The sequence below is a fragment of the Pseudomonas sp. GM_Psu_1 genome (assembly GCF_026544185.1).
GTDB classification, from domain to species: Bacteria; Pseudomonadota; Gammaproteobacteria; order Pseudomonadales; family Pseudomonadaceae; genus Chryseomonas; species Chryseomonas oryzihabitans.
Map to the genome: position 1 here is coordinate 41,663 of NZ_JALNUX010000013.1, position 18,048 is coordinate 59,710.

The following is an 18,048-nucleotide window of genomic DNA, read 5'->3' on the forward strand; positions in this document are numbered from 1 at the left end:
GGAAAGACGTAGGCGCCCTGCGGGTTGGACGGCGACACCGTGCCGGCTCGCCGGCTACACTCGGGGCCATCACCCACGGAGCGGCCCGACATGACCACCCCAGACGCGCGTGAACGGCGGGAATACTATCGCATCACCGACCGTATCGCACTGCAAATCAGCCCTGCCGACGGGGTCCCCGGCGAGACCGCGCCGCTGTTCGCACTCCTGAGCGAACTGCATCAGCTGGAATTCGAATCCCGTCACCTGCTGCGCAATCTGGACGAGCGCGACCGCGCCGTCACCGCCTGCCTGCGCCTGGTGCACAAGCGCCTGGACCTGCTCGGCCAGGCCTTTACCTGGAATCTCCTGCACGACAGCGGCGCCACCCGCGACGTGGTGCTGTCCGAAGGCGGCCTGGCCTTCGTCGATGCCGAGCCCTATGCCCTGGGCACCCGCCTCGACCTGCGCATGGCATTGCCGCCCCAGGGCCTGGGCCTGCAGGTGCTGGCCGAGGTGACCGGCTGCCAGGCCGTCAAGGGCGGGTACGAGATCGGCACCAGTTTCATCGACCTGGAAGACGCCCAGCGCCAGCTGCTGGCGCGCCACGTCCTGCGCCAGCAGGCCCGGGTGCGCCGCGCCGACCGTGGAGACGAGGCGTGAAACGCCCCTGGCTGGCGCTCCTGCTGCTCGGCGCCGCCCTGCCCGGCTGGGCCGAGACCCTGCAGATCCCGCTGGGCCAGCAGGGCGATGGCAGTACCCCGCTGCCTCTGCGTGGCGACAGTCGCAGCCAGGTCCTGGAGCGCTTCGGCCTGCCCGATCAGGAGCACCCGCCGGTCGGTCGGCCAGCCATCCGCCGCTGGGACTACAGAGATTTCAGCGTCTATTTCGAAAACGACCGGGTGCTGGATGCGGTTCGCGAACCGCAGCGCCCGGTCCCCTCACCCTAGCGCCAAGGAGCCCTCATGACCCTTATTTACGGACACCGCGGCGCCCGCGGCGAAGCCCCAGAAAACACCCTGGCTGGTTTCGAGCTGTGCCTGGAACTGGGCGTCACGCGCTGCGAGCTGGACCTGCACCTCTCACGGGACGGCGAGCTGGTGGTGATCCACGACCCGACCCTGAAACGCACCACCGGTCGTGGCGGCAAGGTCAGCGAAAAGGCGGTCGCCGATCTAATCGCCCTGGATGCCCGCCAGGGCGGACCGGTGTGGCCGCGCCCCTGCCCCATCCCGACCCTGCGCGAGCTGTTCGAGAAGTGTTCCTTCGAACACTGGCAGCTGGAGGTGAAGAGCGCCTCGCGAGTGCGGGCGGCGCAGACCGTGAGAGCCATCGCCCAGCTGGTCGAGGAATTCGGCCTGCAGGACAAGGTGACCGTCACCAGTTCCTCGCGCGAGGTCCTGCGCGCCCTGCAGCGCGACACCCCACAGCTGGCGCGTGGACTGGTGGCGGAATACGCCTGGCTGGATCCGCTCAAGGTGGCCGCTCACTACGACTGCCACCTGCTGGCGCTGAACTGGACGCTGTGCACCCCGGAACGGCTGCTCAAGGCTCAGCGCCAGGGCCTGCACGTCTCGGTCTGGACGGTGAACGACGCCAGCCTGATGCGCCGCCTGGCCGACTTCGGCGCGGACAGTCTGATCACCGATTTTCCGAGCCTGGCGCGGCGAACGCTGGGGTAGGCTCCTGCCTGCCCGAGCAGTCGCGGCCATGGGGTCCGTCGCTGCGGCCGCCTCTGCGGGACTCTGATGCTTCACTGATCGCGGCCATGGGCCGCTCCTACAGGCTCGATGTAACCGTAGGAGCGGCCCATGGCCGCGATAAAGACAGCGCTCCTACCTCTAGGCAAACACCCGTAGGAGCGGCCGCAGCGGTGGACCGCCATGGCCGTGATGCGAGCCGACTCCGTAGCGTGGAAAACGGCGCAGCCTTTTCCACTGGAGACTGCTACGGGGAGCACCCTCACCCCAGCCCTCTCCCGAGGGGAGAGGGGGGCTAGCCGAGCGGACATTCGCCTCCGTCCGCTCAACCTGGGCCGACTCAAAACAACCGATTCAAGCCATCGAAAGCCGCTACCCGGTAGGCCTCGGCCATGGTCGGGTAATTGAAGGTGGTGTTGACGAAATAGCGGATGCTGTTCGCCTCGCCTTCCTGGTTCATGATCGCCTGGCCGATGTGCAGGATCTCCGAGGCCTGGTCGCCGAAGCAGTGCACGCCCAACACCTGCAGGGTCTCGCGGTGGAAGAGGATCTTCAGCATGCCCACCGGTTCGCCGGAGATCTGCGCCCGCGCCATGCTCTTGAAGAAGGCCTTGCCGACCTCATAGGGCACTCGCTCCTGGGTCAGCTCGCGCTCGGTCTTGCCCAGCGAACTGATCTCGGGAATGGTGTAGATGCCGGTGGGAATGTCGTTGACCACCCGCCCGTTGTTGTCGTGCAGGATATTGTCCGAGGCCGAACGTCCCTGGTCGTAGGCGGCACTGGCCAGGCTTGGCCAGCCGATGACGTCGCCCGCCGCATAGATGTTGGCGACCGAGGTCCGGTAGTTCTCGTCGACGGTGACCTGGCCCCGGCTGTTGACCGAGATGCCCACGTTCTGCAGGCCCAGCTGGTCGGTGTTGCCGGTCCGGCCGTTACACCACAGCAGGGCATCGGCGCGCAGCTTCTTGCCGGACTTCAGGTGCAGGACGACGCCGTTTTCTTGGCCTTCGATGCGCTCGTATTCCTCATTGTGACGAATGAGCACATTGTTGTTCTGCAGGTGATAGCTCAGGGCGTCCGAGATCTCGTCGTCGAGGAAGCTGAGCAGCTGGTCGCGGTTGTCGATCAGGTCCACCAGCACGCCGAGACCACTGAAGATGGAGGCGTATTCGCTGCCAATCACCCCGGCACCATAGATGATCAGCCGGCGCGGGGTATGGGTCAGCGACAGGATGGTGTCGCTGTCGTAGATGCGCGGATGGCTGAAGTCTACGTCCACCGGGCGATAGGGTCGCGAGCCGGTGGCGATGACGACCTGCTTGGCCACCAGGCGCTCCAGGTCGCCACGCAGGTTGACGATCTCGATGGTGTTCTCGTCGGCGAAGCTGGCGGTACCGAAGAACAGGTCGACGCGATTGCGCGCGTAGTAGCTGGTGCGGGACGACACCTGGCGGGCGATCACCCGCTCGGCGCTGCGCAGCACGTCGGGAAAGGAGAACCAGCGCGGCTCGCCGATGGAGCGGAACATCTCGTTGGTGTTGAACTGGATGATCTGCTTGACCGAATGGCGCAGCGCCTTGGAGGGAATGGTGCCCAGGTGGGTGCAGTTGCCGCCGACCACCTGGCGATTGTCCACCACCGCCACGCGACGGCCATTCTTGGCGGCGTTCATCGCCGCGCCCTCGCCTGCCGGTCCCGAACCCAGTACCACCACGTCGTAGCTATAGACCGCCATGCTTTCTCCTCAGAAGGTTAGCCGTCCGCAGGCGACGGCTGGAGCCGGACCGCCTCGCGAGAGACCGGATCCGGCGCGAGATCGCCCCAGGGGGCTGCGACCTCTTGTCACGGGTCGCTATTGTGGCGCAAAACCCGGTCAAAACGAAAACGGGAGCCACGCGGGCTCCCGTTTTTTCTTGCAAGTCAGCCTTGCCTAGGACGCAAGACTCAGGCCGGGAAGGCCGGCGGATTGACACCCGCCATCTCTTCCAGCACCCGCACGACCTGGCAGCTGTAGCCGAACTCGTTGTCGTACCAGACATAGAGGACGACACGGTTGTCGCTGACGATGGTGGCACCGGCATCGACCACACCCGCATGACGGGAGCCGACGAAGTCGCTGGACACCACTTCCGGCGAGTTCACGAAGTCGATCTGCTTGTGCAGCGGCGAATGCAGCGCCATCTCGCGCAGGTACTCGTTGATCTCGTCCTTGCTGGTGGCGTTTTCCAGGTTCAGGTTGAGGATCGCCATGGAGACGTTGGGCGTCGGCACGCGGATGGCGTTGCCGGTCAGCTTGCCAGCCAGTTCCGGCAGCGCCTTGGCCACGGCCTTGGCGGCGCCGGTCTCGGTGATGACCATGTTCAGCGCGGCGCTGCGGCCACGGCGATCGCCCTTGTGGAAGTTGTCGATCAGGTTCTGGTCGTTGGTGTACGAATGCACGGTCTCGACGTGACCGTTGACGATGCCGTACTTGTCGTTGACCGCCTTGAGGATCGGCACGATGGCGTTGGTGGTGCAGGAGGCCGCGGTGACGATGGTGTCTTCGGCGGTGATGGTGTCATGGTTGATGCCATGCACGATGTTCTTCAGGCTGCCCTTGCCGGGTGCGGTCAGCACCACGCGGGAGACGCCCTTGCACTTGAGGTGCTGGCCCAGGCCTTCGGCATCGCGCCACTTGCCGGTGTTGTCGACCACGATGGCATCCTGGATGCCGTACTGGGTGTAGTCGACGGTGGTGGGATCGTTGGAGTAGATCACCTTGATCAGGGTGCCGTTGGCACACAGGGTGCTATTGGCTTCGTCGACAGTGATGGTGCCGTCGAAGGAACCGTGCACGGAGTCGCGACGCAGCAGGCTGGCACGCTTGACCAGATCGTTGTCGGCGCCCTTGCGCACGACGATGGCGCGCAGGCGCAGGCCGTCGCCGCTACCCTGGTGCTCGATGAGGATGCGCGCCAGCAGACGACCGATGCGACCGAAGCCGTAGAGGACGACATCCTTGCCCTTGCGCTGCTCGACGCCCTGCTTGCCGACCACGGCGGACAGCTCGCTGCGCAGGAACTCCTTGAGGTCGCGACCGGCGCCTTCGGCCTTGAATTTCAGGCTCAGACGGGCGAGGTCGATGGAGGCGGCGCCCAGTTCCAGCTCGCTCAGGGCCTTCACCAGCGGGTAGGTGTCCTGCACGGACAGCTCGACGTTGTCGATCTGGCGGGCGAACCGGTGGGCCTTGAGAATGGAGATCACCGAACGGTTGACCAAACCGCGACCGTAAATGGAGGTCACAACATTGTTGTTACGGTACAGCTGACCAATCAGGGGAATCATGGCCTCGGCGAGCGCTTCGCGATCGATCCATTCTTCAAGGCACTGCTCAGGCTTCTGACTCACGACAAATCCTTCCCTATGTAGGAGCTGAAAAAAGGAACTACATTATGACCGCGCTGCCTGTCCCAGGCAATCTACGCGCGTCGCTGCACTGACAGCGTGAAAGCCCGGTCGTTACAATCCCAACCCTCCCGAAATCCACCGGAGTTCCGCCCGCGTGTCAGTTTTGCGTACCCCGTCAATTCCTGAAACCGCCGGCCGCCAGCAGTGGGGCAATCTGCCCGGCGCCGCGCTAGCCCTCGCCATCGCTGAAGCCGCCAAGGCCGCGACCCGCCGCTTCACCCTGCTGATCACCCAGGACAGCCAGACCGCTGATCGCCTGGAGCAGGAACTGCGCTTCTTTGCCCCTGAACTTCCGGTACTGAATTTTCCCGATTGGGAGACGCTGCCCTACGATGTCTTCTCGCCCCACCAGGACATCATCTCCCAGCGTGTCGCCACCCTTTATCGGCTGCCGGAGCTGTCCCACGGCATTTTGGTAGTCCCTCTGGCGACTGCCCTACACCGCCTGGCGCCCACGCGCTTCCTGCTCGGCAGCAGCCTGGTGCTGGACGTCGGCCAGCGGCTGGACGTGGAAGCCACCCGCGCGCGCCTGGAAGCGGCCGGCTATAGATATGTGGATACGGTGTACGAACACGGCGAATTCGCCGTGCGCGGCGCCCTGATCGATCTCTTTCCCATGGGCAGCAACCTGCCTTACCGGATCGACCTGTTCGACGACGAGATCGAGACGCTGCGTACCTTCGATCCGGAAACGCAGAGATCCATCGACAAGGTCGACAGCATCCGTCTGCTGCCGGCGCGGGAATTCCCGCTGCATAAGGAGGCGGTGACCGGCTTTCGTGCGCGGTTCCGCGAAAGATTCGACGTGGACTATCGCCGCTGCCCCATCTATCAGGATCTGGCCAGCGGCATTACCCCGGCAGGCATCGAGTACTACCTGCCGCTGTTCTTCGACGAGACCTCGACCCTCTTCGACTATCTGCCGGCCAACACCCAGGTGTTTTCCCTGCCGGGTATCGAACAGGCCGCCGAGCAATTCTGGACCGATGTCCGTAATCGCTACGAAGACCGCCGGGTCGATCCGGAGCGGCCGCTGCTGCCGCCGGCCGATGTCTTCCTGCCGGTGGAAGACTGCTTCGCCCGGCTGAAGGCCTGGCCGCGGGTGGTCATCGGCGCGGACGACCTGGAAGCCGGCGTGGGCCGCGAGCGCTTCGCCGCACGCGCCCTGCCGGACCTGGCCATCGACGCCAAGGCCAGCCAGCCGCTGGCGGCCCTAGAGCACTTCATCACCGATTTCCCCGGTCGCGTGCTGTTCACCGCGGAAAGCGCCGGTCGTCGCGAGGTGCTGCTGGAGCTGCTCGCCCGACTGAACCTGCGCCCTGGCCAGGTCGACGGCTGGGCAGCCTTCCAGGCCAGCGCCGAGCGCATCGCCATCGCCCTGGCGCCGCTGGACGAAGGCCTGGTGCTGGATGACGCCGGCGTCGCCCTGATTCCGGAGAATCCGCTGTTCGGCCAGCGCATCATGCAGCGCCGCCGGCGCGAGAAGGGCCGCGACGCCGGCGAGAACGTCATCAAGAACCTCACCGAGCTGCGCGAAGGCGCGCCGGTGGTGCACATCGACCACGGCGTCGGCCGCTACATGGGCCTGATCACCCTGGAGCTGGACGACCAGCCCCAGGAATTCCTGCTGCTCGAATACGCCGACGACGCCAAGCTCTATGTGCCGGTGGCCAACCTGCACCTGATCGCCCGCTACTCGGGCACCGACGACGCCCTGGCGCCGCTGCACAAGCTGGGTTCCGAGACCTGGCAGAAGGCCAAGCGCAAGGCCGCCGAACAGGTGCGCGACGTGGCTGCCGAACTGCTCGACATCTATGCCCGGCGCGCCGCGCGCAAGGGCTATGCCTTCAAGGACCCGGCCGTCGACTACGCCACCTTCTCCGCCGGCTTCCCCTTCGAGGAGACACCGGACCAGCAGGCCGCCATCGAGGCGGTGCACAAGGACATGCTGGCGGGCACGCCCATGGATCGCCTGGTCTGCGGCGACGTGGGCTTCGGCAAGACCGAGGTGGCCATGCGCGCGGCTTTCATCGCCGTGCACGGTGGCCGCCAGGTGGCGGTGCTGGTCCCCACCACCCTCCTCGCCCAGCAGCACTACAACAGCTTCCGCGATCGCTTCGCCGACTGGCCGGTACGTGTCGAGGTGATGAGCCGCTTCAAGTCGGCCCAGGAAGTCGCCGCTGCTGCACGCGAGCTGGCCGAAGGCAAGATCGACATCATCATCGGCACCCACAAGCTGTTGCAGGGCGACGTGAAGTTCAAGGACCTGGGCCTGGCCATCATCGACGAAGAGCACCGCTTCGGGGTGCGCCAGAAGGAACAGCTCAAGTCGCTGCGCAGCGAGGTGGACATCCTCACTCTCACCGCCACGCCGATCCCACGCACCCTGAACATGGCCGTGGCCGGCATGCGCGACCTGTCCATCATCGCCACCCCGCCGGCTCGGCGTCTCTCGGTGCGCACCTTCGTCATGGAGGAGCAGAACGCGGTGATCAAGGAAGCCCTGCTGCGCGAACTGCTGCGCGGCGGCCAGGTGTACTTCCTGCACAACGAGGTCAAGACCATCGAGAAGCGGGCCCGCGAACTGGCCGAACTGGTGCCGGAGGCCCGCGTCGGCATCGGCCACGGACAGATGCGCGAACGCGATCTCGAACAGGTGATGAGCGATTTCTACCACAAGAGATTCAACGTGCTGGTGGCCTCGACCATCATCGAGACCGGCATCGACGTGCCCAATGCCAACACCATCATCATCGAGCGCGCCGACAAGTTCGGCCTGGCCCAGCTGCACCAGCTGCGCGGCCGGGTCGGCCGTAGTCACCACCAGGCCTATGCCTATCTGCTCACCCCGCCGCGCAAGGGCATGACGCCGGACGCCGAGAAGCGCCTGGAAGCCATCGCCGGTGCCCAGGACCTGGGGGCAGGCTTCATCCTGGCGACCCACGACCTGGAGATCCGCGGCGCCGGCGAACTGCTCGGCGAAGGCCAGAGCGGCCAGATCCAGGCGGTCGGCTTCACCCTCTACATGGAAATGCTGGAGCGCGCGGTCAAGGCCATCCGCAAGGGCGAGCAGCCCAACCTGGAACAACCCCTGGGCGGCGGTCCGGACATCAACATGCGCGTGCCCGCGCTGATCCCGGAAGACTACCTGCCCGACGTCCATGCGCGGCTGATCCTCTACAAGCGCATCGCCTCGGCGGCGGACGAAGACGCCCTCAAGGAATTACAGGTGGAGATGATCGACCGCTTCGGGCTCCTGCCGGAACCGACCAAGAACCTGGTGCGCCTGACGCTGCTCAAGCTGCGTGCGGAAGGCCTGGGCATCGTCAAGGTGGATGCCGGGCCTCAGGGCGGACGGCTGGAATTCGCCGCCGACACCCAGGTGGATCCGCTGGTGCTGGTGAAGATGATCCAGGCGCAGCCGAAGAAGTACCGGCTGGAAGGCGCGACCCTGTTCAAGTTCCAGGTACCCATGGAGCGGGCGGAAGAGCGCTTCAACGTCCTGGAAGCCCTGTTCGACCGCCTGACGCCCGCCGCCAGCTGATCGAAGAGCCGCTCCCGGTCCCGGGAGCGGCTCGGGCGCTATCAGCCCGCCAGCACCTCGGCCAGCACCTGCCGCACCTCGTCGATGCCGCTGGCCAGGACGGCTTCGATCTCGGCCATGGTGATTTCCCGCTGCACCTTGCCGGCCGCCGGATTCACTACCAGCGCCAGGCAGGCGTAGGGCAGGCCCAGCTCGCGGGCCAGGGCCGCTTCCGGCATCCCGGTCATGCCGACGACGTCGCAGCCGTCGCGCTCCAGCCGGACGATCTCCCCCGCCGTCTCCAGGCGCGGCCCCTGGGTCGCGGCATAGACGCCATGGTCGCTGTGCGGCAGTTGCAGGCTGCGCAGTGCGCCGAGCAGACGCTGCCGCAGGGGCTCATCGTAGGGAAAGCTGAAGTCGATGTGGGTGACGTGCTCGAGGTCGGCCCCTTCGAAGAAGGTATGGCCGCGCCCCCAGGTGTAGTCCACCAGTTGATGGGGCACGCACAGATGGCCGCTGCCCATGGCGGCGTGGATACCGCCCACGGCGTTCACCGCGACGATGGCCTCGGCCCCGGCCTCCTTGAGCGCCCAGAGATTGGCGCGGTAGTTGACCTGATGCGGCGGAATGCGATGGGGATGGCCATGGCGCGCCAGGAACAGCACCGGGCGCCCGGCATAGTGGCCGCGCTGCACGGGCGCCGAGGGCGCGCCCCAGGGCGTCTCGAAGGTCTGGGCCTGGTCCAGCTCCAGACCCGCGAGCGCGGTGAGGCCGGTACCGCCGATGATGGCGTAGGTAGTCATGGGAATGTCCTTTAGATGAGGTCAGCCTGGCGCAACCGCCGCAGGGCAAAACTCCACTGCGGTTGCTGCCGGTAATCGAGATCGACGTGGCGGCGGGCCCTCATGCTGGCCAGCCGCGGCGCGGGCGAGACGCCCAACTGCTGCACCCGGGTCAGGGCCAGCTCGGCCGCTGCGCGGTCATTGCACACCAGCCCCATGTCGCAGCCGGCGCTGAGCGCGGCCTCGACGCGCTGGCCGGCATCGCCCGCCACGTGGGCGCCCGCCATCGACAGGTCGTCACTGAAGATCACGCCCTGGTAATCCAGTTCGCCGCGCAGGATGTCCTGCAGCCAGCGCCGGGAAAAGCCGGCCGGCTGGGGATCCACCGCGGGATAGATGACGTGAGCGGGCATCACCGCGCCCAGGGTCGGCAACAGGGCCTGGAAGGGGCGCAGGTCGGTGCGCAGCAGGGTATCGAGATCGCGCTCGTCGGTGGGAATGGCATAGTGGGAATCGGCTTCGGCCCAGCCATGCCCGGGGAAGTGCTTGCCGGTGGCGGCCATACCGGCGTCGCCCATGCCGGCGATGAAGGCACCACCCAGTTCGATCACCTGCTCGGCCTTGCCGAAGGAACGTGCGCCTATGACCTGGCTGCGCCCATGGTCGACGTCCAGCACCGGGGCGAAGCTGAAGTCCAGGCCCACCGCCAGGATCTCGGTCGCCATCAGCCAGCCGCAGAGGCGGGCCAGTTCCGCGCTGTCCGCGCGACCGCCCAGTTGCCCCATGGCCGGCAGCCGCACCACGTCACGGCGCAGGCGCTGCACGCGACCGCCTTCCTGGTCCACGGCCAGCAGCAGTTCCGGCCGCAGGGCGCGGATGGCACGGCATAGCTCGCGAACCTGGCCCGGGGTTTCGATGTTGCGGGCGAACAGGATCAGTCCGCCCACCTCCGGCTGACGCAGCAGCTGGCGATCCTCGGCGGTGAGCCAGGTGCCAGCGATATCGACCATCAGGGAGCCTTGCATGGGTACCTCGTCCGAATGCTCCGGCGCACGGCGCCGTGAAAGGGACGCAAGCTTACCCCAGCCACCCTTGATGCCGCAGCCTAGTAGGTCTCGGCCGTCTCCACGGCGACCGGCCGCCGCGGCCGATACTGGGCCTGGGCCAGTTCCGGTGCGTGCATCGCCGTGGGCGCCCGCATGCCGGTGGCGAGGAAGGGCACCATCAGCCGCAGCACCTGGTCGGTGTGGGTATCGACGCCGAAGTCGTTCTCGCCGATCGCCCGCAGCGCCTTGATGCCGGACATGCTGAACACCGCCGCCCCCAGCATGAAGTGGGCGCGCCAGAACAGCTCCAGGGGCGGAATCTCGGGAACGGCCCGATTCACCAGCAGCAGGAAGCGGCGGAAGGCGCGGCCATAGGTCTGCTCCAGGTATTTGCGCAAGTGCCCCTGGCTCTGGCTGAACGCCAGTCCCAGCAGCCGCATGAACACCGAGAGGTCATTGCCATGCCGCGGCTTAATGGCCAGGGAGTGATCCACCAGCAGATTCAGCAGCGCCTCCAGGCTCACCTCCTCGCCATTCCTGGGCTGCCACTGATCCAGATCCCGCTCCAGGTTGAAGCAGAAGGGATCGAGAAAGCGCGAGAACACCGCCTGGATCAGGGCCTTCTTGGACCCGAAGTGATAGTTGACCGCCGCCAGGTTGACCCCGGCTCTGGTGGTGATGAGTCGCAGCGAGGTCTCGGCAAAGCCGCGCTCGGCGAACAGTTGCTCGGCCGCATCCAGAATGCGCTCCACGGTATCCGACTGCGCCATGACCTTCCCCGGTAGATGAATTCCGTTTGAAACATATGTTTCAAACGCTATCGAAGTCAATCGCGGTTCGGTCGGCGAGCGGCCAGCTGATGGCCTGGAAGCCGCGTCTTTCCACCCTCTGCGGGCTTCTGGTCACGATCGCGGCCTGTCGTCCGAAGTCGTGGTCGGCGGCCTTGCCTACCACCCGGAGTTACTGTATATAATCACAGCATCATTAGACGACGCGACGTGCATCATGCTGAAACTGACACCGCGACAAGCCGAGATCCTGGCCTTCATCAAGCGTTGCCTCGAAGCCAATGGCTTTCCGCCTACCCGCGCGGAGATCGCGCAGGAGCTTGGTTTCAAATCGCCGAATGCGGCCGAGGAGCACCTCAAGGCGCTGGCCCGCAAGGGTGCCATCGAGATGACGCCGGGCGCCTCCCGGGGCATCCGCATCCCGGGTCTGGATACCTCACGCAAGGCCGACGAGAGCCTGCCGGTCATCGGTCGGGTCGCTGCGGGCGCCCCCATCCTGGCCGAGCAGAACGTCGAGGAAAATTGCGCCATCAACCCGGCCTTCTTCCAGCCGCGTGCCGACTACCTGCTCAAGGTCAAGGGCATGAGCATGAGAGACGTCGGCATCCTCGATGGCGACCTGCTGGCCGTCCATGTGACCCGCGAAGTGCACAACGGCCAGATCGTCGTGGCCCGGGTGGGCGACGAAGTCACCGTGAAGAGATTCAAGCGCTCGGGCAACCAGGTCACCCTGCTGGCGGAAAATCCCGAGTTCTCCCCTATCGAAGTCGATCTTTCCACCCAGGAATTCGCCATCGAAGGGTTAAGCGTTGGCGTCATCCGCCGCTAACGTCTAAGGCTGGCCTTCGGGCCAGCCGTTATCACGCCTTTATGCCTTACGCCGAAGTCTTGATCGGGGGTATCTGTTCGCGCTCCGGAAAGCGCTCAAGACCAGGCTGAGCACAGTGACGTCATGTATCCGTGGTACATGATCTCGAGTGGATTTGATCGAGTCGCCTCCAGGAGGTCGCCATGCAATTTCCCCTGATGTTCGATGCGCCGCGCTCGTCGGTTCAAGAGCTGGATCTGGCACCGGAGTTCCTGCTGCAGGAGCTGACCGCCTTTCTGCCCAAGCCCGGCAAGCAGGCCCGGGAACTGCCCGCCGCTCCACTGCCGGACACGTTCAGCGAGATGTCCCTGCACGGCAGCCAGGAACAGTGTCTGCAGTTGCTGGCGCCCATCCTGCGCCAGTTGAGCGACAAGGACGATGCCCGCTGGCTGACCCTGGTCACCCCGCCGTCGCTGCTCAGCAACGCCTGGTTGCGCAGCACCCATCTGAATCCGGAGCGTGTGCTTCTGCTACAGACGCCGAGCGCTGCCAAGACGCTGCAATTGGCCTGCGAGGTGCTGCGCAAGGGGCAGAGCCATACTGTGATCAGCTGGTTGCACGACCTGAGCGATGCGGGCAAGCAGCAGCTGGCACGTGCCGCGGCCCAGGGCAACAGCCAGAGTCTGAACGTCAGATTCGCGTAGGAAGCAGGCGGCGGGACGGGATGTAGCGGCGGCATTCCAGGACGGAATGCCGGATCTGAAAAAGAATCAGTGCAGGACGCGCGGTTGATCGTCGCGCTGGAGGCTATCGCCTTCGGCCAGGCGCCCGGCCATCTGCACACCCAGGTTGAACATGGCCTTGGCCACCTCTATCTGCTGTCCATGCAGGAAATCCTTGGCATCGCTGGAAAACTCCAGGGTAACGAGGGCTTCCTCGTCGTCCGCACGGCGCAACACGATGCGACCATCGGAGAGTTCAACGATTTCCAGGTAGGCAGTAGTCATTCAGTATCTCCACAGCTAAGCGGACAGTGTAACAGCGTGGGGTCTGAGAGGCTGACTTGCCTGAGCCTTTTTCGACGGTCTGCAAGGCCATCGTCCTGACGGCCTCTATGGCATTGTAGCGAGAACTACCCTACCACTCGGTCATGGCGCCACGGAATCTGAGCGCCGTCTGCTTGAGGCTTTCACGCCAGGCTTCCACCTCCTCGAGACCCAGCTCCGGCTCGGCCGGCTCCAGGCTGACCGCCTCGATCAAGGGCAGCGTCGGATCCTGCTTGGGTCGCCGGGGTGCCTGGGGCGGCTGCAGCAGCCGCTGGTACTCGGCGATCAGTCGCGCCAGCCAGGTCTCGGGGTTACCGGCCAACTCGATCAGCTCGCCCATTTCCGGGCTGGGCGCTTCGTTGAGCGCCTCGGGAGCGAGCAGAACGGCCAGCGAGGTGGCCTCCATGGTGGGGTGGCGGTAAAAGCCCGCCACTTCCTGACAGAGTCCCAGCAAGGCGCCGTGCAGGTGAAACAGGCAGGCTTCCCGCTCGGCCATGATCCGGCCCTGGCTTTGCGCGGCGGGCGCAGCCTGGGCCAGGCGCCAGCTTTCCAGGGCCAGACCGGCAAAGTACAGCTTCTGGTTGGTGCGGGTATAACGCTCGTTGGCCATGCCCTTCTCCTGGAGCCGGCTCACGCCGGCCTCCTGTCTGCAGTTGGCGCTAGAGACGCTAGCGCTTTTCTTCCACCTGCCACTTCTTGCCGTCGTAGAAGGCCTTCCAGCCGGTGGGCTTGCCCTCGACCTCGGTCTGCACGTACTGCTCCTTGGTCTTGCGGCTGAAGCGGATCACCGCCGGACGGCCTTCAGAGTCCTTCACCGGGGCACTGAGCAGATAATGGTACTTGGGATCGATCTCGTCGCGATGGGGTAGCAATTCGCTGACCAACGGCGCGCGGGTCTCGCGATTCTTCGGGAAGCCACTGGCAGCCAGGAACAGCCCCGAAGCGCCATCGCGCAGCACATAGGTGTCGTCGACCTTTTCGCAGCGCAGCTCCGGCATGGGCACGGCGTCCATCTTCGGCGGGGCCGGCTCGCCGTTCTTGAGCAGCTTGCGGGTGTTCTTGCAGGCCGGATTGGTGCAGCCGAAGAACTTGCCGAAGCGCCCGGTCTTGAGTTGCATCTCGCTGCCGCACTTGTCGCATTCCAGCGACGGGCCCTCGTAGCCCTTGATGCGATAGCTGCCCTCTTCGATCTCGTAGCCCGGGCAGTCCGGGTTGTTGCCGCAGACGTGCAGCTTGCGGTGCTCGTCGATCAGGTAGGCATCCATCGCCGTGCTGCAGATAGGGCAACGGTGCTTGCCGCGCAGGACCAGGGACTCGGATTCGCCCTCGTCGTCTTCGGCGATCTCGTCGCCCGGCACCAGGTTGATGGTGGCCTTGCAGCGTTCCTTGGGCGGCAGGGCATAGCCCGAGCAGCCGAGGAAGACCCCGGTGGACGCGGTGCGGATCATCATCGGCCGGCCGCAGACCTGGCAGGGAATGTCGGTCAGGGTGGGCTGGTTGGCCCTCATGCCCTTCTCGCCGGCCTCGGCGGTCTCCAGCTTCTGCTTGAAGTCGCCATAGAATTCGTCGAGCAGGTTCTTCCAGTCCCGCTCGCCCTGGGCAACGTTGTCCAGGTTGCCTTCCATGTTGGCGGTGAAGCTGAAGTCCATCAGGTTGGCAAAGCTTTCGTTGAGGCGATCGGTGACGATGTCGCCCATCTTCTCGGCATAGAAGCGGCGGTTGTGCACCGTCACGTAGCCACGATCCTGGATGGTGGAAATGATGGCCGCGTAGGTGGAGGGTCGGCCGATGCCGCGCTTCTCCAGTTCCTTGACCAGGCTGGCTTCCGAGAAGCGCGCCGGCGGCTTGGTGAAATGCTGGCTCGGGTCGAGCTTGACCAGGCCGAGGTCCTCGCCCTGCTTCATCTCGGGCAGCACGTCGTCGTCGCCCGGCTTGCTCTGTTGCGGCAGGACGCGGGTGTAGCCGTCGAACTTGAGGATGCGGCCGCGGGCACGCAGCTCGAAGTCACCCGCCGCGGCGGTCACCGTGGTGGACAGGTACTCGGCCGGCGGCATCTGGCAGGCCAGGAACTGGCGCCAGATCAGTTCGTACAGGCGCTCGGCGTCACGCTCCATGCCTGACAGGCTGTTGGGCTTGACGTTGACGTCGGACGGGCGGATGGCCTCGTGCGCTTCCTGGGCGCCTTCGCGGCTGCCGTAGACATTGGCCTTTTCCGGCAGGTACTGCTTGCCGAATTCGCTCTCGATGTAGCCGCGGGCCATGGCGATGGCATCGCCCGACAGGTTGGTCGAGTCGGTACGCATGTAGGTGATGTAGCCGGCCTCATAGAGACGCTGGGCCATCATCATGGTCTTCTTCACCCCGAAGCCCAGGCGATTGCTCGCCGCCTGCTGCAGGGTGGAGGTGATGAAGGGCGCCGAGGGCCGGCTGCTGGTCGGCTTGTCTTCGCGCTTGGCGATGCGATAGGCGGCCTTTTCCAGCTTGGCCAGGGCGGCCTTGGCCTGGGCTTCGTTCAGCGGCTTGAAGGCTTCGCCCTTCTCGCGCACCACTTCGAAGCGCACCTGGGCCTTTTTCGGCGTGGCCAGGTCGGCATGGATCTCCCAGTATTCCTCGGGGACGAAGGCGCGGATCTCGCGTTCGCGCTCCACCACCAGCTTGACCGCGACGGACTGCACCCGACCGGCGGACAGGCCACGGGCGATCTTCGACCACAGCAGCGGCGAGACCATGTAGCCGACCACGCGGTCGAGGAAGCGCCGCGCCTGCTGGGCGTTGACGCGATTGATGTCCAGCTCGCCGGGCTGGGAGAAGGCTTCCTGAATGGCCTTCTTGGTGATCTCGTTGAAGACCACGCGCTTGTAGCGCGAGTCGTCACCACCGATGGCTTCCCGCAGGTGCCAGGCGATGGCCTCCCCTTCGCGGTCCAAGTCGGTTGCGAGATAGACGGTGTCGGCGTCCTTGGCCAGGCGGCGCAGCTCCTCGATCACCTTTTCCTTGCCGGGCAGGATCTCGTAGTGGGCCTTCCAGCCGTGCTCGGGATCGACGCCCATGCGGGCGAACAGCTGGCGCCGGGCCTTTTCCTTGGGTGACAGCGCGGGCGCCTCGGCGGCGGTCTTGCGCGTCTTGGCGGCGGGCTCCTTGGCGGTGCCGGCGCCGCTGGTGGGAAGGTCGCGGATGTGGCCGATGCTCGACTTCACCACGTACTGGTTGCCCAGGTACTTGTTGATGGTCTTGGCCTTGGCCGGGGATTCCACGATGACCAGCGATTTACCCATGGGAGAGTCAGATTCCTGCTTGAAAGCGATGAGCGAGCGAAAGGCGAGCGCCGGAACGGCGAATGGAGGACCAGAACGTCTTCAGTCTGGTGCGCCGGGGGCGGTCGGCCAACGCGGCACCGCTATATATAGTGGCGATGTCGGCAAGGTCAAGGCTGCGGCGTGGCATCCAGACCCAAGGGATCGGCTTCGACGCTGATCAGCGCGAAGCGCGGCACCTGCTCGCCATCGACCTGGACGCTCTCGCGAAACATGCTCAGAGGCCGGGCCCAGAGTCCGTATTCGCCGTACAGCGCCTGATAGATGACCAGCTCTTCCTCGGTCTCCGAATGCCGGGCCACGCCCAGTACCCGATACTGCTGACCCTTGTAGTGCCGGTAGAGTCCCGTCTGTAATGCCATGTTCCACCTCGAAAAAAGAAAACCGGGGCAGCCCTGGGGCGCCCCGGTCGGATGACGCACGCTGCGGCGGATCAGCGCAGGCGTTCGAACACCGTGGTGATGCCCTGGCCGAGACCCACGCACATGGTGGCCAGGCCGAAGGTGCCGTCATTCTGTTTCATGACATTTAACAGCGTGCCTGAAATTCTGGCGCCAGAGCAACCGAAGGGGTGACCCAGGGCGATGGCACCACCGTGCAGATTGACCTTTTCCTCCATCTTGTCGAGCACCTTGAGGTCCTTGAGCACCGGCAGGGCCTGGGCCGCGAAGGCTTCGTTGAGTTCGATGAAATCGATGTCGGCGATGGTCAGACCGGCGCGCTTGAGCGCCTTCTGCGAAGCCGGGACCGGACCGTAGCCCATGATCGCCGGATCGACACCGGCCACGGCCATGGCGCGGATCCTGGCCAGCGGCTGCAGGCCGAGGTCCTGGGCGCGCTGGGCCGACATGACCAGCATGCAGGAGGCGCCGTCGGTGATCTGCGAAGAGGTACCGGCGGTCACGGTACCGCCCTTGGGGTTGAAGGCCGGCTTCAGTGCCGCCAGGCCTTCGAGGGTGGTTTCCGGACGGATGGTCTCGTCATGGCTGAAGACCTTGAGGAAACCGTTCTCGTCGTGACCTTCCAGGGGAATGATCTCGTCCTTGAATTTGCCTTCCTGGGTGGCCTTCCAGGCCAGCTGGTGCGAGCGATAGCCGAACTGGTCCTGGGCCTCGCGGGTGATGCCGTGCATCTTGCCCAGCATCTCGGCGGTCAGGCCCATCATGCCGGAGGCCTTGGCGGCATGCAGCGACAGCTGGGGATTCGGGTCGACGCCGTGCATCATGCCGACGTGACCCATGTGCTCCACCCCGCCGACGACGAAGACGTCGCCGTTGCCGGTCTGGATCGCCTGGGCGGCGGTATGCAGGGCGCTCATGGAGGAACCGCACAGGCGGCTCACCGTCTGGGCACCGCTGGTGTGCGGGATGCGGGTCAGCAGCGACGCCATGCGGGCGATGTTCCAGCCCTGCTCCAGGGTCTGGTTGACGCAGCCCCAGATCACGTCTTCCACCTCGGCCGGATTGACCTGGGGATTGCGGTCGAGGACCGCGTCGATCAGCCGCGCGGACAGGGTCTCGGCGCGGGTGTTGCGGTGCATGCCGCCCTTGGAACGACCCATGGGCGTGCGGGCGAAGTCGACGATGACGACGTCTCTCGGATTCAGACTCATTTC

The 18,048-nt window shown here is 65.5% G+C and carries 16 protein-coding genes; 6 read left to right on the top strand and 10 right to left on the bottom strand.

Annotation, left to right across the window (positions count from 1 at the left end; translation table 11 throughout):
• The first annotated feature begins 90 nt into the window (after positions 1-90).
• The 3 genes from OXS31_RS19245 to OXS31_RS19255 are packed head-to-tail and all read left to right on the top strand — an operon-like array spanning position 91 to position 1,661.
• Positions 91-642, top strand: a complete 552-nt coding sequence (locus tag OXS31_RS19245) for a PilZ domain-containing protein (RefSeq protein ID WP_027598360.1) — start codon at positions 91-93, stop codon at positions 640-642.
• Entirely contained in the window at positions 639-929 is a 291-nt protein-coding gene (locus OXS31_RS19250) for a phosphodiesterase (protein ID WP_267401409.1), read from the top strand. Before OXS31_RS19245 ends, OXS31_RS19250 begins: the two co-directional genes overlap by 4 nt.
• 15 nt (positions 930-944) lie before the next feature.
• Positions 945-1,661, top strand: a complete 717-nt coding sequence (locus OXS31_RS19255) for a glycerophosphodiester phosphodiesterase (RefSeq protein WP_074584748.1) — start codon at positions 945-947, stop codon at positions 1,659-1,661.
• Positions 1,662-2,019: 358 nt separating this feature from the next.
• Here OXS31_RS19255 and sthA read toward each other — a convergent pair whose 3' ends face one another.
• Positions 2,020-3,414, bottom strand: coding sequence for a Si-specific NAD(P)(+) transhydrogenase (sthA, locus tag OXS31_RS19260; RefSeq protein ID WP_027598363.1), 1,395 nt, complete (start codon positions 3,412-3,414; stop codon positions 2,020-2,022).
• Between the two features lie 209 nt (positions 3,415-3,623).
• Positions 3,624-5,066 (bottom strand): glyceraldehyde-3-phosphate dehydrogenase, encoded by a 1,443-nt coding sequence (locus OXS31_RS19265; RefSeq protein ID WP_044342599.1) that lies wholly within the window; start codon positions 5,064-5,066, stop codon positions 3,624-3,626.
• A gap of 154 nt (positions 5,067-5,220) precedes the next feature.
• On the opposite strand from OXS31_RS19265, the gene mfd reads away from it, so the two are divergent.
• A complete protein-coding gene (mfd, locus tag OXS31_RS19270; protein WP_144962235.1) occupies positions 5,221-8,670 on the top strand; it encodes a transcription-repair coupling factor in 3,450 nt (1,149 codons plus the stop codon).
• Between the two features lie 41 nt (positions 8,671-8,711).
• Here the strand turns inward: mfd and OXS31_RS19275 are convergent, their stop codons facing one another.
• The 3 genes from OXS31_RS19275 to OXS31_RS19285 all read right to left on the bottom strand — a co-directional run bounded on the left by OXS31_RS19275 (position 8,712) and on the right by OXS31_RS19285 (position 11,247).
• Entirely contained in the window at positions 8,712-9,452 is a 741-nt protein-coding gene (locus OXS31_RS19275) for an S-methyl-5'-thioinosine phosphorylase (RefSeq protein ID WP_267401411.1), read from the bottom strand.
• 11 nt (positions 9,453-9,463) lie between these two features.
• Positions 9,464-10,456 carry a beta-N-acetylhexosaminidase gene (gene nagZ, locus OXS31_RS19280; protein WP_044342601.1) on the bottom strand — a complete coding sequence of 331 codons (993 nt, stop codon included), beginning with the start codon at positions 10,454-10,456 and terminating at the stop codon, positions 9,464-9,466.
• Positions 10,457-10,536: 80 nt separating this feature from the next.
• Positions 10,537-11,247: a TetR/AcrR family transcriptional regulator gene (locus OXS31_RS19285; protein ID WP_007162390.1), complete on the bottom strand. Its 711-nt coding sequence runs from the start codon at positions 11,245-11,247 to the stop codon at positions 10,537-10,539.
• A gap of 235 nt (positions 11,248-11,482) precedes the next feature.
• On the opposite strand from OXS31_RS19285, the gene lexA reads away from it, so the two are divergent.
• Together lexA and sulA are read left to right on the top strand one after the other, a co-directional pair.
• A complete protein-coding gene (lexA, locus tag OXS31_RS19290) occupies positions 11,483-12,094 on the top strand; it encodes a transcriptional repressor LexA (RefSeq protein ID WP_007162389.1) in 612 nt (203 codons plus the stop codon).
• Positions 12,095-12,276: 182 nt separating this feature from the next.
• A complete protein-coding gene (gene sulA / locus OXS31_RS19295) occupies positions 12,277-12,777 on the top strand; it encodes an SOS-induced cell division inhibitor SulA (RefSeq protein WP_027598368.1) in 501 nt (166 codons plus the stop codon).
• Positions 12,778-12,843: 66 nt separating this feature from the next.
• On the opposite strand, the gene OXS31_RS19300 is transcribed toward sulA, so the two are convergent.
• From OXS31_RS19300 to fadA, 5 genes are all read right to left on the bottom strand, one after another.
• A complete protein-coding gene (locus tag OXS31_RS19300; protein ID WP_007162387.1) occupies positions 12,844-13,080 on the bottom strand; it encodes a hypothetical protein in 237 nt (78 codons plus the stop codon).
• A gap of 130 nt (positions 13,081-13,210) precedes the next feature.
• Positions 13,211-13,729 (bottom strand): DUF6586 family protein, encoded by a 519-nt coding sequence (locus OXS31_RS19305; RefSeq protein WP_007162386.1) that lies wholly within the window; start codon positions 13,727-13,729, stop codon positions 13,211-13,213.
• Between the two features lie 58 nt (positions 13,730-13,787).
• Positions 13,788-16,394: a type I DNA topoisomerase gene (gene topA / locus OXS31_RS19310; protein WP_027598369.1), complete on the bottom strand. Its 2,607-nt coding sequence runs from the start codon at positions 16,392-16,394 to the stop codon at positions 13,788-13,790.
• Positions 16,395-16,543: 149 nt separating this feature from the next.
• Entirely contained in the window at positions 16,544-16,795 is a 252-nt protein-coding gene (locus OXS31_RS19315; RefSeq protein ID WP_027598370.1) for a DUF1653 domain-containing protein, read from the bottom strand.
• A 71-nt stretch (positions 16,796-16,866) separates the two neighbouring features.
• Positions 16,867-18,045, bottom strand: coding sequence for an acetyl-CoA C-acyltransferase FadA (fadA, locus tag OXS31_RS19320; RefSeq protein WP_007162383.1), 1,179 nt, complete (start codon positions 18,043-18,045; stop codon positions 16,867-16,869).
• Positions 18,046-18,048 lie beyond the last annotated feature (3 nt).

Excerpts from the sequence above, each read along its gene's own strand:
- OXS31_RS19245 (WP_027598360.1), top strand. The coding sequence starts at position 91 with ATGACCACCCCAGACGCGCGTGAACGGCGGGAATACTATCGCATCACC.
- OXS31_RS19255 (WP_074584748.1), top strand. The coding sequence starts at position 945 with ATGACCCTTATTTACGGACACCGCGGCGCCCGCGGCGAAGCCCCAGAA.
- sthA (WP_027598363.1), bottom strand. The coding sequence starts at position 3,414 with ATGGCGGTCTATAGCTACGACGTGGTGGTACTGGGTTCGGGACCGGCA.
- OXS31_RS19275 (WP_267401411.1), bottom strand. The coding sequence starts at position 9,452 with ATGACTACCTACGCCATCATCGGCGGTACCGGCCTCACCGCGCTCGCG.
- nagZ (WP_044342601.1), bottom strand. The coding sequence starts at position 10,456 with ATGCAAGGCTCCCTGATGGTCGATATCGCTGGCACCTGGCTCACCGCC.
- OXS31_RS19285 (WP_007162390.1), bottom strand. The coding sequence starts at position 11,247 with ATGGCGCAGTCGGATACCGTGGAGCGCATTCTGGATGCGGCCGAGCAA.
- lexA (WP_007162389.1), top strand. The coding sequence starts at position 11,483 with ATGCTGAAACTGACACCGCGACAAGCCGAGATCCTGGCCTTCATCAAG.
- sulA (WP_027598368.1), top strand. The coding sequence starts at position 12,277 with ATGCAATTTCCCCTGATGTTCGATGCGCCGCGCTCGTCGGTTCAAGAG.
- OXS31_RS19300 (WP_007162387.1), bottom strand. The coding sequence starts at position 13,080 with ATGACTACTGCCTACCTGGAAATCGTTGAACTCTCCGATGGTCGCATC.
- OXS31_RS19305 (WP_007162386.1), bottom strand. The coding sequence starts at position 13,729 with ATGGCCAACGAGCGTTATACCCGCACCAACCAGAAGCTGTACTTTGCC.
- topA (WP_027598369.1), bottom strand. The coding sequence starts at position 16,394 with ATGGGTAAATCGCTGGTCATCGTGGAATCCCCGGCCAAGGCCAAGACC.
- OXS31_RS19315 (WP_027598370.1), bottom strand. The coding sequence starts at position 16,795 with ATGGCATTACAGACGGGACTCTACCGGCACTACAAGGGTCAGCAGTAT.
- fadA (WP_007162383.1), bottom strand. The coding sequence starts at position 18,045 with ATGAGTCTGAATCCGAGAGACGTCGTCATCGTCGACTTCGCCCGCACG.